Here is a 15,440-nt window from a genome sequence, read left to right on the forward strand (position 1 = left end):
TGGGTTCACTAACTCTAAAGTCCGTTTCACTCATTTAATCTTGTAGTAAAGATTATAAGAGTTCATATTTGTTACGTAAATTTATATAGATGAAAAATACCATAACTATACTTACTATAATTTTCTTTGCGCAAATGATGCAATCTCAAAAAAAAAATAGCTCATTTGATGTTTTATGGCAAAAAGTAGAGCAATTAGAAAAAGATGCTTTAACTAAATCTGCTTTAGAGGTAGTACAATTTATTTCTAAAAAAGCGAATAAAGAAAATAATACCTCACAAAAAATTAAAGCGCTTTTATATTCTTCTAAATATGCAATGACTTTAGAGGAGGATGCACAACTAAAAATTATAGCCAACTTTAATACACAGATTAGAGAAGCATCTTTCCCTACTAAAAACATTTTGGAAAGTTATTTAGCTAATCTATATTGGCAATATTTTCAACAAAACAGATACCAATTTTATAATAGAACAAATACAGAAAGTAAAGTAAATAGTAAAGATTTTAGAACTTGGGATTTAACTACTTTATTTCATGAAATAAACCTTCATTTTTCTAATTCCTTATTACATACTAAAAAATTACAAGAATCGCCAATTTCAGAGTATTCTGCCATCTTAAATCACCAAAAAAAATCTGATTTATTTAGACCTACTTTGTTTGATGTTTTAGCGCATACTGCATTAGATTTTTATAAGTTTAATGAAACTAGTATCACAAGACCTGCAGATAAATTTGAAATTAATAAGGATAATTATTTATGTGATGCATCAATATTCACTAATGAAAAAATAAATACAAAAGACAAAACTTCTTTAGAATATAGAGCACTCGAAATATACCAACAACTACTAAGCTTTCATGCAAAAGATAAAACTCTAGATGCTTTTGCTCCTGTAGATATAGACCGATTAAAGTTTGTACATGCCAATACAGTAGTGCAAGATAAAGATTTAAAATACCTACACACGCTTCAAAACAATGCGGAAAGTTATAAAAAAGATAAAGTTTCTGCGCTTTATAATTATGAGGCAGCAAGCTTGTATCAACAATTAGGAGCTTCATACTCCCCAACTGGAGAAACAAAAAACCAATGGAAGTTAAAAGAAGCTTTAGAGCTTTGCGAAAAAACTATTGCTAGTTTTCCTAAAAGTTATGGAGCTAACCAATGTAGAGCATTAAAAGCTACCATTTTAAGTAAAAAAATAGCATTAACAACGGAAGAATACATCCCAACTAATAAACCTTCTAAAGTGTTGGTGAGATATAAAAATCAAGAAAATTTAGCTTTTTCGGCCATCAAAATTAAAGCCTCCCAATTAAAAAAACTAAACAATTTATATCCTGAAAAAAAACAGTTAGAATTTATTAAAACTCTTAAAGTTTATAAACAATGGAACGCTTCTTTAACCAATGAAGAAGATTACCAAACACACACTACAGAAATTTTACTGCCAGAATTAGAAAATGGTTTTTTTTTACTTTTAGCAAAATCTAAAGATGATAAGGTTTCTTTTGCATATTCGCCCATACAAGTAACTAATTTGGCTCTTGTGGAAACAAGAACACCAGACTTTTATAAATATCAGCTTATTGATAGAAATAATGGGAAACCAAAAACTGAAAGTAATATAAAATATACTTATCGAATTAATTACGATGGACCAAAACAAACTAAAATCCTAAAAACTGATGCTAAAGGATTTGTATCAATTCCACTTACTAAACAAAGATTGAGCGATGTTCATATTGAAGCTCAAAGTACAGGAGATAAAGCCTTTTTTGGTGAATTCTATGTGAATCAGAAATACAATAAAAGAACACCCAAAGCAACAAATACTTGTTTTCTTTTTACAGACCGAAGTATTTACAGACCAGGACAACCTTTGTATTTTAAAGGGATTGCTATACAAAAAGACCAACAAAAATCGACCTTATTGGAAGACACAAATGTTACAGTAACTCTTAAAGACGCCAACTACCAAGAAGTTAAAAAAATAGATTATGTAACCAATGAATATGGTTCTTTTTCAGGTGAATTTATTTTACCAACCAACGGTCTCACTGGTAATTTTTCTCTCTATGTAAACTCCACCAAAATTAATATAAATGGTTCTACAAACTTCTCTGTAGAAGAATATAAAAGGCCAAAATTTAAAACTTATTTTAATCCAATTTCGGAAACTTATAAAGTTAATGATAGTATAAAAGTTACAGGAAAAGCTATTGCCTTTGCAGGCAGTTCTATTACCAATGCAAAAGTTAGTTACAGCGTAAAAAGAGTAGTTTATTTTCCTAGATGGTATTATTGGAGTTATAGATCTTATAGACATATAGAACCTCAAGAAATTGCTCATGGAGAAGTTACTACAAATGACAGTGGTTTGTATGACATTACCTTTAAAGCCATTCCAGACAACGCATTAAGCAAAAAAGATTTACCTACATTTAGTTATGAAATTACCGCCGATGTTACTGATGTTAATGGTGAAACCCACAGCACTTCTACAATAGTACAAGTAGGTTACCATAGTATAACTGCTACCATTAATATTCCAAATGTTTTAGATAAAGAAAATAAAGACAATACACTACAAATTTACATTCAAAATCTTAATGGTTCTGCAGTTCCTGCAAAAGGGTCTGTTAAAATATATAAGCTAAACGCTCCAAAATATGTTCTTAGGCAAAGGCCATGGAATGCTCCATATTACAAAGCATGGAGTAAAGAGGAATTTAAAAAACTTTTCCCTAATGAAAGTTATGCTAATGAACATGATTCACAAACTTGGAAAAAAGGAAAAATGGTTTGGCAAAGTAATTTTAACACCAAAGAAACTAGTGAATTAACTCTGGGAAAAATTAAAGATTGGGAATCTGGGAAATACCGAATAGAACTAGAAACAAAAGACAAATTCGGAAACTCTGTAAAAGATATTGCCAGCACTACTGTATTTAGCGAAAAGGACAAAACTTTAGCCGACAATCAACTATTTCATATTAAAACAGATAAATCTTCTTATAAAGTTGGTGATAAAGTAAAACTAAGTATTTTCTCTAATGTTAAAGATTTAGAAGTAACATTATTCATTGAAAAAGATAAAAAAATTGTTGACACTCAAATTCTATATATAAATGGTACTAGTAAAACTATTAGTATTCCGGTTAACAAAAAAGACTTAGGAGGATTCTCTATTGGTTATAGCTTTGCCGCATACAATTCGTTTACCAGTGATCGAATTAACATTAATGTTCCATACCCTAAAAAAGATTTAGAAATTGAGACCCTTACTTTTAGAGATAAATTATTCCCTGGAACAGAGGAAACTTGGTCATTTAAAATTAAAGGCGCAGAAGGAGAAAAGGTATCGGCAGAAATACTAGCTAGTATGTATGATGCTTCTTTAGATTCTTTTAGAAATCATTATTGGAACTATTACCCTAATGCTCAACCGTATTACTATTCTCAATGTTCTATTAACGGATATGATAGTTTTAATACTATCAATTTTACAGCTTATAATCTTTTTAATAGTAGTTATAATTATACACACCAATATTATGATACATTCCAATGGTTTGGATTACAGTTTGGGTATAATTATGGCAGAAGTAGAGGAATTTTAAGAAAAAGTAGTGCTCCAATGGCTGTTATGAATGAAATTATAATTACCGAAGACTCTGAAGAAGTTGCCGAAATGGATATGGCTGCTCCAGAGAGAGCTCCTAAAACTGAAATGAATATTTCAGAAACAGGGAATGCTACCAAAGACAAAGAAAATTTAGATACTAAATATAAAGAAAAAGAGCCTGTAAAAATCCGTACTAATTTGCAGGAAACTGCCTTTTTCTTTCCACATTTACTAACAGATAAAGAAGGGAATGTTACTTTTAGCTTTACCACACCAGAAGCTTTAACCAAATGGAAGCTACAAGTATTAGCACATAACAAAACTGGGGAAAGCGCTATATCTACCATGCATACTGTTACCCAAAAAGAACTTATGGTAGTACCTAATGCCCCACGATTTTTAACAGAAAAAGATACTATAGTAATAAGTAGTAAAATAGCAAACCTAACCGATAAGAAACTAATTGGAACAGCAGAATTAAAACTAACTGATGTTATAACTGGAAAACCTATTTCTAATAAACTAATTAGCACTAAAACAACACTTTCATTTACCGCGGATTCATTAAACAACACTCAAGTATCATGGAAATTAAATATTCCTGAAGGTTTACAAGGGGTTCAATATACCGTAATTGCAAAAGCAGGAAATTATAGTGATGGGGAACAAAATTCACTTCCTGTTTTAAGTAATAAAATGTTGGTTACAGAAACTCTACCTATGTGGGTTCGTAGTAACCAAAGTAAAACGTTTACTTTAGATAAATTAAAAAACTTACCGAATGATGAGCGTAGTCAAAGTACATTAACGCATTATAAACTTAGTTTAGAAATTACAAGTAACCCTGCTTGGTATGCAGTACAGGCACTTCCCTATTTAATGGAATACCCTTATGATTGTAACGAACAAACTTTCTCTAGATATTACGCAAATGCACTAGCTAGTCATATTGTAAATAGTAATCCTAGAATTCAAGATGTATTTAAACAGTGGGCAAATTCTGATGCTTTGATTAGTAATTTAGAAAAGAACCAAGAATTAAAATCGCTTTTAATACAAGAAACTCCTTGGCTAAGAGATGCACAGTCAGAAACGGAACAGAAAAAAAGAATTGCTTTATTGTTTAACCTCAATAAAATGCAAAATGAACAAGCTTTTGCCCTATTAAAACTACAACAGAATCAAATGTCTTCTGGTGCATGGCCTTGGTTTAAAGGTGGTAGAGAAAATCGTTTTATTACACAACATATTACTTCTGGCTTAGGTCATTTAAAACAATTAAATGTTACCAATAACAAGAAAGAAAGAAATACTATGCTTAAAAAAGCGATAGCCTATTTAGACAAAGAGTTTGTGAAAGAGTATGAGTACATGAAAAAACATACTTCTAACATAAATGACAACCACTTAACCAGTACGCAAATTCATTACTTGTATATGCGAAGCTTTTTCTCGGAGTATAAAGCATCAAAAAAAGTAACCGAGATAACCAATTACTATTTTGGACAAACTAAGAAATATTGGAAAGCTAATAGTTTGTATAGAAAAGGAATGTTAGCATTAATTAGTCATAGAGCAAAAAATGCAACTACAGCTTCTAAAATTCTAAGGTCGCTAAAAGAGAATAGTATCACTTCGGAGGAACTAGGAATGTACTGGAAAGAGAACACCAATTCTTGGTATTGGTACCAAGCCCCTATAGAAACGCAAGCGTTACTTATAGAGGCTTTTTCTGAGATAGAGAATGATGTAACTACCGTTGATAATCTTAAAATTTGGTTACTTAAAAACAAACAAACTAATCAATGGAAAACTACTAAGGCAACTACAGAAGCGGTATATGCATTATTATTACAAGGAAGTGAATGGCTGTCAGTATCGGAAACTGTAGCCGTATTAATTGGAGGAAATAAAATAGCCACAGAAAAGCTAAAAAATGTAAAAACTGAAGCTGGAACCGGTTATTACAAAACCACTTGGGATGCTAACGAAATAGATACAAGTTTAGGAGAAGTTAATATTTCTAAAAAAGGAAATGGCATTGCCTGGGGAGCTCTTTATTGGCAATATTTTGAAGATTTGGATAAAATTACCTCTGCAGAAACGCCATTACGATTAAAGAAAAAATTATTTCTAAAAAAGAATACAGATACAGGAGAACAACTCTACGAAATCACTTCTAAAACCAATGTAAAAGTAGGTGACTTAGTTCGTATTCGTATAGAATTAAAAGTAGACAGGACTATGCAATATATTCACATGAAAGATATGCGTGCCGCTGGTTTTGAACCCGTAAATGTATTCTCGCAATACAAATGGCAAGATGGTTTAGGGTATTATGAAACTACTAAAGATGCAAGCACTAATTTCTTTTTTGATTATTTACCTAAAGGAGTTTATGTTTTTGAGTATGATGTACGTGTAAATAATGCTGGAGATTTTAGCAATGGTATAACTACCATACAAAGTATGTATGCTCCAGAATTTAGTAGCCATAGTGAAGGAGTAAGAGTTAGTGTAAAATAGATAACTAACTGAAATAATACTTTTACGTATAAATTATAGGTATTCACTAAATGCTAGTTTTTAAAGTACTTTTTGGGGTATAGATTAGAGGTATAATCTAAAACCAAAGTATTATGAAAAATGATAGTAACATTACCATTAAAAAAGCATGTAAAGAAAATTTTAATACCTTTAATAAAACAGAACTTGGTGGTTATTGTAACTCCTGTGAAAAAGAAGTAATAGATTTTACAACGATGACACAGGAAGAAATAAACAATTATTTTTTAGTACCAAAGCCAAATACTTGTGGGCGTTTTAAATCGTCTCAATTACAAACTAAAAACTATATTACAATGTGTACAACTTTCTCCAAAGGAATTGCAAGCATGGGTTTTTCGCTACTTGCATTATGTGCTATTTCTAATGTAAATGCTCAAGAAATAGCAAGTTTAGAACCTATAGTTAAAACAGAAACATCTAACATTCAACGGGGAAATATTTCTGTAAATACGGTTTCTCAATATACAGTAAAAGGAACGGTACTTGATGAAGAGAACATTCCGTTACCTGGCGTTAATGTGGTTTTAAAAGGCACAAAACAAGGAACGGTAACAGATTTAGACGGTAATTTTGAATTCCCCAACAAACTTGATATAAATGATGTTTTAATTTTTAGTTATATAGGATACGACACTAAAGAATATAAAATACAAGAAAGCACTTCTGACACTATAAGTATTACCATAAACTTTACAAATGCCGATGTTGAGCTTATGGGAGAAATACAAGTTGGGGAAGTTTATAAAACCAAGCAAAATATCTTTCAAAAATTTGTTGGTCTATTTAAATAATGAAATATACCACATTACTTTTTCTATTCACCTTTACAGTTTCTTTTGGGCAACGAAGCGATTTTAAACAAATTAGTTTTAAAAAAGCTGATAGCATTGCCAATACCTATAAAGGTGAAAGTTTAAAAAACTTACCACTACTAACCCAAAATTTAACTTGTAATCTAGATACTGATGTTGAAAAATTTAGAGCTATCTATACTTGGGTTTGTACTAATATAGAAAACGACTACTCTTCCTATTTAAAGACTAAAAAGAATCGAAAAAAAATTAAGAAAGACAGAGGTGCGTTCTTACAATGGAACTCTAGTTTTACCCCTAAAGTTTTTAAAAAACTTTTAAATCATAAGAAAACTGCATGCACGGGCTATGCATATTTAATAAGAGAACTTGCTAGTTTGGCAGATTTAGAATGTAAAATAATAAATGGTTTTGGTCGTACAGTTAACTTAAATTTAGATAAAAATAGTCTCCCCAATCATTCTTGGAATGTAGTAAAACTTAATGGAAAATGGTATTTCTGCGATGCAACTTGGTCGGCCGGAAAAGTCCTATTAGAAGAAGGAAAACCTAAATTTAAAGCGGATTACTTTGATGGGTATTTTTTAGGAGAACCATCCATATTCATTAAAAATCATTATCCGTTAGATTTAGATTGGACTTTAATGAGCAATGCTCCTTCTTATGCTCAATTTATTAACGGGCCTATTGTTTATAAGGAAGCTTACACAAATGATGTTATTCCTATTTCACCAGGAGTTATGCATATAGAAAGTCAAAAAAACAAAACGGTTCGTTTTGAACTTTTACAAACTAAACCATTCACAAATGAGGAAATAGCTTTGGTTATTATTAACGGAAGTGGCTCTAAAACTAGTACACCAGAAACTATACTAATTAAAAATAAATGCATTCTAACGCATACATTTAATAAAACGGGACATTATGATGTTCACATTAAAGTTGATGAATTAATAATTGCTACCTATACAGTGAAAACTCATAAGTAGTCAAAAACACAATAATCTTAAAAACTTAAAGAAAAATATTACGTACTTTTAGTGTTCAACAACTAAAACCAAGTAGTATGAATTCAAAATTATTTCTAGTATTACGTATTCTTTATGGGCTTTTTCTTTTATTTTTTGGGCTTAACAAGTTTTTTGATTTTATAATATTTGTACCAGAAACAGAAAATGCTGTAAATTATTTAGAAGCCCTAGAGGCTACTAAAACTATGCATATAGTAGCTATTATTGAAATTATTGCAGGGCTATCTTTACTTTTAAATAAATTTGGTGCATTACTTATGGTTATTCTAATGAGTATATCAATAAATGCAGTTTTATACCATGGAACATTAGAACCAGCAACTATAGCTGGCTCCATAATTCTAATTGTATTTAATGTAATAATGCTTTATGGATACAAAGACCAATATACTGATTTGCTTGAGGCATAAATTTAAAAAAACGGAATCGTCTAAAAAAGGCTTCAATTACTTGAAGCTTTTTTTATTTCTTCTTTACTTTAGGCGGATATTTATCTAACACTTTATTCACAATAGCGTGTAAATGCAATTCCCTTTGTTCAGGTGTTTGGTTTTCCTTGTAAATATCTATACCTATAGCTTGCCAAAAAAGTGCATCCTTTTTAGTATCTACAAAATCAAAAGCTATTTCTCTTTTCATTTTGGGTTGCCCTACTGGAATACCTACAGATACACCACCGCCAATAGAGTTACCAGTACCACCTACCCCAACACCAACCGTATTTCCATTTGTAGTTTGGTATATTTTGCTTTCAATATTTATGTAAAAATCTGGTTCCTCAGACAAAAGCATTCCTTTGCTTTGCATGGCTATATCTAAGGCTTTTAGTAATCTTTTAGTATCTAAATCGCTTAAGCCTGTTTCTATGTCTGAAAAATAATTATAGGTAGTGTAGCTTGTAAAGTCTGTAGTTTTCTCATAATCATACTGCACACGAACAGCGTTACAAGAAAATAAAACAAGAACAAAAAGTAAAGAAAATAACTTTTTCATAGTACATGCTTTTTATAAATGTACATAAAAAAGAGTGCGAAAATCTACATAAATAGATTTTTTCGACTAAACGTTAAGCATATTCCAAAGTTTATCTTTTAACTCTGTAATGCCTAATTGCGCTACCGAAGAGATAAACATATAAGGAACTCCTTTAAGGTCTTTATCTAGCTCAACCTTCATTTCTGTAATAAGTTCTTCATCTAACATGTCGCTTTTAGATATTGCAATAAGTCTTTCTTTATCTAATAATTCTGGATTATATCTACGTAATTCATCTAAAAGAATTTGATACTCTTTACCAATATCTTTACTATCTGCAGGTATTAAAAATAACAACGTAGAATTACGTTCTATATGTCTTAAAAAATAATGTCCTAATCCTTTTCCTTCCGCAGCTCCTTCTATAATACCAGGAATATCTGCCATTACAAAACTCTGAAAATCTCTATATTGAACTATTCCTAAATTAGGTTTTAGGGTAGTAAACTCATAGTCTGCAATTTTGGGTTTTGCGGAAGTTATTACAGACAGTAAAGTAGATTTTCCTGCATTAGGAAAACCTACTAAACCTACATCTGCTAATACTTTTAATTCTAATATAAAATCTCTTTCCTCTCCTTCCATGCCAGGTTGTGCATACCTAGGTGTTTGGTTCGTAGGAGATTTAAAGTGCCAATTTCCACGGCCTCCCATGCCTCCTTTTAAGATTATTATTTCTTGACCATCAGAAGTTACTTCATGTAGTATTTCTTCTGTTTCCGGGTCTTTAACAATAGTTCCTAATGGCACGTCTAAATACACATCTTTACCGTCTGCTCCAGTACTTCTACTTTTTGCACCATGTTCTCCATGAGTAGCTTTAAAGTGTTTTTTAAACTTATAAGTTACTAGTGTCCATAGGTTTTTATTCCCTCTAAGAATAACATGACCGCCACGGCCACCATCTCCCCCATCTGGACCACCTTTTGTTATGTACTTTTCTCTATGTAAGTGTACAGATCCTTTACCCCCGTTACCAGAAGTTAAAAACACTCTTACATAATCTACAAAATTCCCCTCCGTCATACGTACAAATTCTTATTACTGTTATTCTACAAACTATCTATAACGCCTGCTAAACGTTCTGTAATTTCAGTAATACTACCAATACCGTTTACACTATAGAATTTATTTTGCTCTTCATAAAATTCTTTAAGAGGAGCTGTTTTTAAATTATATTCTTCAAAACGATTACGAATTTTGTTTTCGTCCTGATCATCTGAACGGCCACTAACTTTCCCTCTTTCTAATAATCTTTGAATAAGCACCTCATCATTAGCTTCTAATGCAACTGTAGCGTTTATAACCATGTCTTTAGATTCTAAAAAAGCATCTAAAGCTTCTGCCTGTGCAGTAGTTCTAGGAAAACCATCAAAAATAAAACCTGCAACTTCTGGATTTTTTTCCACCTCAGCCTGTAACATGTTAATAGTAACCTCATCAGGAACCAACTCCCCTTTATCTATATAAGATTTTGCTAATGTTCCTAATTCAGTACCATTCTTAATATTAAATCTAAAAACATCTCCCGTAGAAATGTGTTTCAAATTATATTTTTCTTTTAAAAATTCGGCCTGAGTGCCCTTCCCAGCTCCTGGTTTTCCAAATAGGACAAGATTGATCATAGTTGTTTGGTTTAATTGATATACTTCTTTTAAGTTTCTACCTTGTTCGTTATAATCTAAGCCATAGCCTACAATAAATTTATCTGGAATATCTAATCCAAAATAATCTATAGGGTATTCCCCTCTGTAAACGCTAGATTTATAAAATAAAGTAGCTATTTTAAATTCTTTCACATTTGTTCTACTAAACAAATGAATAATTTCTTTTAAGGTTCTACCAGTATCAATTATATCTTCTAATATAATTACACTTCTACCTTCAATATTTTCTGGCAAGTCTAATAACGTTTCTACTATCCCCGTAGAGGTTAAGCCTTGGTAAGAGCTTAATTTCACAAAAGATACTTCACACGGAAAATCATAGGCTTTTAAAAAATCGGAAACAAACATAAAAGACCCATTTAATACACCTACAAAAATTGGATTCTGGTCTTTATAATCAGCAGAAATTTTATCTGCTACACTCTTTACAGCAGCAAGAATTTGCGCTTCGCTTAAAAAAAGTTTAAAGGTTTTATCCTGAAGTTTTATTAGTCCCATAATTTTACTAAGTTGGCAAAGATAACATTTTGAGGGTGGTTTTTAGATTTTATAGAATTGGTTTCTAAGATTTAGCTGTATTTTTGTTATTATTTTTACTAAAGTATAGTATAAACATGAGTTATTTTTCTTCAGATTTTAAATTAGGTATTCTTGGTGGTGGCCAACTTGGCAAAATGATGTTGTATGAAACCCGAAAATTTGACATACAAACTAAAGTCTTAGAAGCATCCGAAGATGCACCTTCTAAAATTGCTAGTAATGAATTTGTTTTAGGGAATTTATTAGATTTTGATGCCGTTTATAATTTTGGAAAAAGTGTAGATGTACTTACTATAGAGATTGAAAATGTAAACACCAAAGCTTTAGAAAAATTAGAAGACGAAGGAGTAAAAGTATATCCGCCAACAAAAGCCTTACGTATTATTCAAAATAAAGCTACTCAAAAATTATTTTATACAGACAATAACATTCCAACCGCAGCATTCTCCCGTTTTGCATATACTAGCGAAATAGAAGACAGCATTGAAAATGGCGGATTACAATTTCCTTTTGTATGGAAATGCGCCCAATTTGGATATGACGGGCAAGGGGTAAAAGTGGTTCGTAAGGTAGAAGATTTAAAAGGTTTACCAAATGTAGAATGTATTGCAGAAGAAATGGTTCCTTTTAAAAATGAATTATCTGTAATAGTTGCCCGTAGCGCATCTGGTGAGGTAGTTACCTATCCTGTGGTAGAAATGGAATTTCACCCAGAAGCCAACCAAGTGGAATATGTTATTTGCCCGGCAAGAATTAATGAAGATGTAGCAAAAAAAGCACAGGAAATAGCGCTAAAAGTTTCTAATAAAATACAGCAAGTTGGTTTACTAGCCGTAGAAATGTTCCAAACAGAAGATGACCAAATTTTAGTAAATGAGGTTGCTCCAAGACCTCACAACAGCGGACACCAAACTATAGAAGCAAGTTACACCAATCAATTTGAACAACATATAAGAGCTATCTTAGATTTACCTTTAGGAAGTACTGAAAATAAAGTAGCTGGTATTATGGTAAACCTAGTTGGTGCCGAAGGCCATACTGGTGATGTTATTTATGAGAATATAGAACAAATTCTTAAATTAGAAGGTGTTACCCCGCATATTTATGGTAAAAAACAAACAAGGCCTTTTCGTAAAATGGGACATGTTACCATAGTAAATAAAGATATTATAAAGGCAAGAGAAATTGCACAACAAGTAAAAGAAACAATAAAAGTTATAAGCAAATAAAGATATGAGCAAAGTAGCAGTAGTAATGGGAAGCACAAGCGACCTACCAGTAATGCAAGATGCAATAGATATTTTAAAAGGTTTTGATATTAAAGTAGATGTAGACATTGTTTCTGCACACCGAACTCCAGAAAAATTATTCGATTTTAGTAAAAATGCCCATATTAACGGCTATTCTGTAATAATTGCAGGTGCTGGTGGTGCTGCACATTTACCCGGAATGGTAGCTTCTATGTCACCGCTACCAGTAATTGGTGTTCCTGTTAAAAGTAGCAACTCTATAGATGGTTGGGATTCTGTTTTATCTATACTACAAATGCCTGGTGGTGTTCCTGTAGCTACAGTTGCCTTAGATGGCGCAAAAAATGCAGGTATTCTTGCAGCACAAATTATTGGCGCTAGTGACAAATGTGTTCTAGATAAAATTATTCTTTATAAAGAAGGGTTAAAACAAAAAGTTATTGATGGAGCGAAAGAAGTTCGAAGTATTTAGTAATAAGTACAAAGACATTTAATAAAACAGATTATTCAAGTGAATACTCCTACTATCATTTTTACTCTTTGTGCAGTTGTAATTATTATTATTTTGTTTGTGTTTAAAAATAAGTTTAGCAATAGTTATGCTAAATGCTTGTCTAGAAGTTTCCTTCTTTTTTTATTTATTTATGTTCTTATTCAGATAGTAGTATTCATTAAATGGGAATTTTTTATTTCTCCAAACAATTCAAAAGACACAGCTAAAAACTTTTCTTTTATTACAGGAGCCATTTTTTCAACTATTATTTCCTTTACATATTTACTTATTAATTTAAGTATAACATTTTTCAAAATCAAAAAAACAACCGACAACCACTAACCAACAACTATAAACGAACATTCACAAACTATTAACCTAGAATATGAACCCACTTTTATCTCCTTTTGATACTGCTCCTTTCTCTACTATAGAAAACGAACATTTTAAACCTGCTTTTTTACAGGCAATGAAAGATGCTAGAGCAGAGATTGATGCTATTACAAAAAATACAGAATCTCCGAGTTTTGAAAATACTATTGAAGCTTTAGAATTTTCTGGACAGCAATTGGACCGAATTTCATCTGTGTTTTTTAATCTAAACTCCGCAGAAACTAATGAAGAAATTCAGAAAATAGCGCAAGAAATATCTCCTTTACTTTCTGAGTTTGGAAACGATATTACACTTAACAAAGATTTATTTCTTAGAGTTAAAGCGGTTTATGACCAAAAAGATTCCTTAACACTAAATACAGAACAACAAACTTTATTAGATAAAAGATATAAAGCTTTTAGCCGTAATGGTGCTAACCTGCCTGAAGATAAAAAAACAAGACTAAGAGAAATTGATGCTGCACTTGCAAAACTAAAATTACAGTTTGGTGAAAATATTTTAGCCGAAACCAATAAGTACCAAAAACACCTTACTAACGAAGCTGATTTAGATGGACTACCTGAGGGTGCAAAAGAAGCTGCTGCACAATTAGCAAAATCTAAAGATTTAGATGGTTGGCTAATTACCTTAGAATATCCAAGCTATATTCCTTTTATGAAGTATGCTAGTAACCGAGAACTACGTAAAGAACTTACTCTGGCTTTTGGTAGCAAAGGTTTTAAAGGAGATAATTTAGATAACCAAGAAAATGTACTGCAAATAGCAAATCTAAGACATGAGCGTGCTAATATTTTAGGTTATGAAACCCATGCACATTTTGTTTTAGAAGAGCGTATGGCAGAAACGCCAGAAAAAGTCCAAGCATTTTTAAGCGAGATACTGGAAAAAGCAAAACCTGCTGCAGAACGTGAGTTTAAACAATTAGAAGATTTTGCAAAGGAATTAGATGGTATAGAGCAATTACAAAAATGGGATGGCTCTTACTATTCTGAAAAATTAAAACAAAAACTTTTTAATCTAGACGATGAAATTTTAAAACCGTACTTTAAATTAGAAAACGTAATTGATGGTGTTTTTAAAGTATCTGAAAAACTTTTTGGCCTACAATTTGAAGAGGTTTTTGATGTAGACAAATACCATGAAGAAGTAAAAACATATAAAGTATATGATGTAGAAAAGAATTTTATTTCTCTTTTCTATGCAGATTTTCACCCAAGGGCAGGAAAACGTGGTGGTGCTTGGATGACTTCATTTAAGTCGCAATACAAAAGAGGAGAAGAAAATGTGCGCCCGCATATATCTAACGTATGTAACTTTACCAAACCTACAAAAAGCAAACCTTCTTTACTAACGTTTAACGAGGTTACTACCCTTTTTCATGAGTTTGGCCACGGATTACACGGTATGCTCGCAAACACAACCTATCCTAGCTTATCTGGAACGTCTGTGTATTGGGATTTTGTAGAACTACCAAGTCAGGTTTTAGAAAACTGGTGTTATGAAAAAGAAGCTTTAGAGCTTTTTGCTACGCATTATGAAACGGGAGAATTAATCCCGATGGATTTGGTTCAGAAAATAAAAGAATCTGCCACTTTTCAAGAAGGTATGGCAACGCTACGTCAATTAAGTTTTGGCTTGTTAGACATGTCTTGGCATGGTGCAGACCCAACAAATATTACAAATGTAAAAGCTCATGAAACAAAAGCGTTTACAGGAACAAACTTATACCCAGAAACAAAAGAAACATGTATGAGTACTGCTTTTGCTCATATTTTTCAAGGAGGGTATTCTTCTGGGTATTACAGTTACAAATGGGCAGAGGTTTTAGATGCTGATGCTTTTGCATATTTTAAAGAAAAAGGAATATTTAATAAAGAGGTTGCAACAAAGTTTAAAGACAACGTACTCTCCCAAGGGGGAACAGAAAACCCTATGGTTTTATACAAACGTTTTAGAGGCGCAGAACCTAAAGTAGAAGCTTTATTAGAGCGTGCTGGTTTGTTATAACAGTTCTA

10 protein-coding genes are annotated in these 15,440 nt (G+C 31.7%); 7 read left to right on the plus strand and 3 right to left on the minus strand.

All coding sequences use genetic code 11. The features are described from left to right. The first annotated feature begins 89 nt into the window (after nucleotides 1-89). The 4 genes from Q0945_RS04815 to Q0945_RS04830 all read left to right on the plus strand — a co-directional run bounded on the left by Q0945_RS04815 (nucleotide 90) and on the right by Q0945_RS04830 (nucleotide 8,456). The gene (locus tag Q0945_RS04815) at nucleotides 90-6,161 is read left to right on the plus strand and encodes an MG2 domain-containing protein (RefSeq protein WP_299431334.1); all 6,072 of its coding nucleotides are present in this window, start codon (nucleotides 90-92) and stop codon (nucleotides 6,159-6,161) included. Between the two features lie 113 nt (nucleotides 6,162-6,274). After that, on the plus strand, nucleotides 6,275-6,994 hold the full coding sequence (locus tag Q0945_RS04820; RefSeq protein ID WP_299431337.1) for a carboxypeptidase-like regulatory domain-containing protein: 720 nt from the start codon (nucleotides 6,275-6,277) through the stop codon (nucleotides 6,992-6,994). Further along, nucleotides 6,994-8,004, plus strand: coding sequence for a transglutaminase domain-containing protein (locus tag Q0945_RS04825; protein ID WP_299431340.1), 1,011 nt, complete (start codon nucleotides 6,994-6,996; stop codon nucleotides 8,002-8,004). Before Q0945_RS04820 ends, Q0945_RS04825 begins: the two co-directional genes overlap by 1 nt. A 77-nt stretch (nucleotides 8,005-8,081) precedes the next feature. Beyond that, the gene (locus Q0945_RS04830) at nucleotides 8,082-8,456 is read left to right on the plus strand and encodes a DoxX family membrane protein (protein ID WP_299431343.1); all 375 of its coding nucleotides are present in this window, start codon (nucleotides 8,082-8,084) and stop codon (nucleotides 8,454-8,456) included. A 52-nt stretch (nucleotides 8,457-8,508) separates the two neighbouring features. On the opposite strand, the gene Q0945_RS04835 is transcribed toward Q0945_RS04830, so the two are convergent. The 3 genes from Q0945_RS04835 to Q0945_RS04845 form a co-directional block, all read right to left on the minus strand. Beyond that, complete coding sequence (locus Q0945_RS04835; RefSeq protein ID WP_299431346.1) at nucleotides 8,509-9,039, minus strand: DUF4136 domain-containing protein; 531 nt, start codon at nucleotides 9,037-9,039, stop codon at nucleotides 8,509-8,511. Between the two features lie 66 nt (nucleotides 9,040-9,105). After that, nucleotides 9,106-10,107 carry a GTPase ObgE gene (gene obgE, locus Q0945_RS04840; protein WP_299431349.1) on the minus strand — a complete coding sequence of 334 codons (1,002 nt, stop codon included), beginning with the start codon at nucleotides 10,105-10,107 and terminating at the stop codon, nucleotides 9,106-9,108. Nucleotides 10,108-10,133: 26 nt separating this feature from the next. After that, a complete protein-coding gene (locus tag Q0945_RS04845) occupies nucleotides 10,134-11,246 on the minus strand; it encodes an adenylate kinase (RefSeq protein WP_299431352.1) in 1,113 nt (370 codons plus the stop codon). A 116-nt stretch (nucleotides 11,247-11,362) separates the two neighbouring features. On the opposite strand from Q0945_RS04845, the gene Q0945_RS04850 reads away from it, so the two are divergent. The 3 genes from Q0945_RS04850 to Q0945_RS04860 all read left to right on the plus strand — a co-directional run bounded on the left by Q0945_RS04850 (nucleotide 11,363) and on the right by Q0945_RS04860 (nucleotide 15,432). Next, nucleotides 11,363-12,517 carry a 5-(carboxyamino)imidazole ribonucleotide synthase gene (locus tag Q0945_RS04850; protein ID WP_299431355.1) on the plus strand — a complete coding sequence of 385 codons (1,155 nt, stop codon included), beginning with the start codon at nucleotides 11,363-11,365 and terminating at the stop codon, nucleotides 12,515-12,517. Nucleotides 12,518-12,521: 4 nt separating this feature from the next. Continuing rightward, nucleotides 12,522-13,010 (plus strand): 5-(carboxyamino)imidazole ribonucleotide mutase, encoded by a 489-nt coding sequence (purE, locus tag Q0945_RS04855; protein WP_299431358.1) that lies wholly within the window; start codon nucleotides 12,522-12,524, stop codon nucleotides 13,008-13,010. Between the two features lie 406 nt (nucleotides 13,011-13,416). Beyond that, the gene (locus tag Q0945_RS04860; RefSeq protein WP_299431361.1) at nucleotides 13,417-15,432 is read left to right on the plus strand and encodes a M3 family metallopeptidase; all 2,016 of its coding nucleotides are present in this window, start codon (nucleotides 13,417-13,419) and stop codon (nucleotides 15,430-15,432) included. Nucleotides 15,433-15,440: the final 8 nt, after the last annotated feature.

Source organism: uncultured Maribacter sp., from assembly GCF_947500405.1.
In the GTDB taxonomy this organism is placed as follows: Bacteria; Bacteroidota; Bacteroidia; order Flavobacteriales; family Flavobacteriaceae; genus Maribacter_B.

What these genes read in the sequence shown, in the direction of transcription:
- Q0945_RS04815 (WP_299431334.1), top strand. Translation starts at nt 90, where the DNA reads ATGAAAAATACCATAACTATACTTACTATAATTTTCTTTGCGCAAATG.
- Q0945_RS04820 (WP_299431337.1), top strand. Translation starts at nt 6,275, where the DNA reads ATGAAAAATGATAGTAACATTACCATTAAAAAAGCATGTAAAGAAAAT.
- Q0945_RS04825 (WP_299431340.1), top strand. Translation starts at nt 6,994, where the DNA reads ATGAAATATACCACATTACTTTTTCTATTCACCTTTACAGTTTCTTTT.
- Q0945_RS04830 (WP_299431343.1), top strand. Translation starts at nt 8,082, where the DNA reads ATGAATTCAAAATTATTTCTAGTATTACGTATTCTTTATGGGCTTTTT.
- Q0945_RS04835 (WP_299431346.1), bottom strand. Translation starts at nt 9,039, where the DNA reads ATGAAAAAGTTATTTTCTTTACTTTTTGTTCTTGTTTTATTTTCTTGT.
- obgE (WP_299431349.1), bottom strand. Translation starts at nt 10,107, where the DNA reads ATGACGGAGGGGAATTTTGTAGATTATGTAAGAGTGTTTTTAACTTCT.
- Q0945_RS04845 (WP_299431352.1), bottom strand. Translation starts at nt 11,246, where the DNA reads ATGGGACTAATAAAACTTCAGGATAAAACCTTTAAACTTTTTTTAAGC.
- Q0945_RS04850 (WP_299431355.1), top strand. Translation starts at nt 11,363, where the DNA reads ATGAGTTATTTTTCTTCAGATTTTAAATTAGGTATTCTTGGTGGTGGC.
- purE (WP_299431358.1), top strand. Translation starts at nt 12,522, where the DNA reads ATGAGCAAAGTAGCAGTAGTAATGGGAAGCACAAGCGACCTACCAGTA.
- Q0945_RS04860 (WP_299431361.1), top strand. Translation starts at nt 13,417, where the DNA reads ATGAACCCACTTTTATCTCCTTTTGATACTGCTCCTTTCTCTACTATA.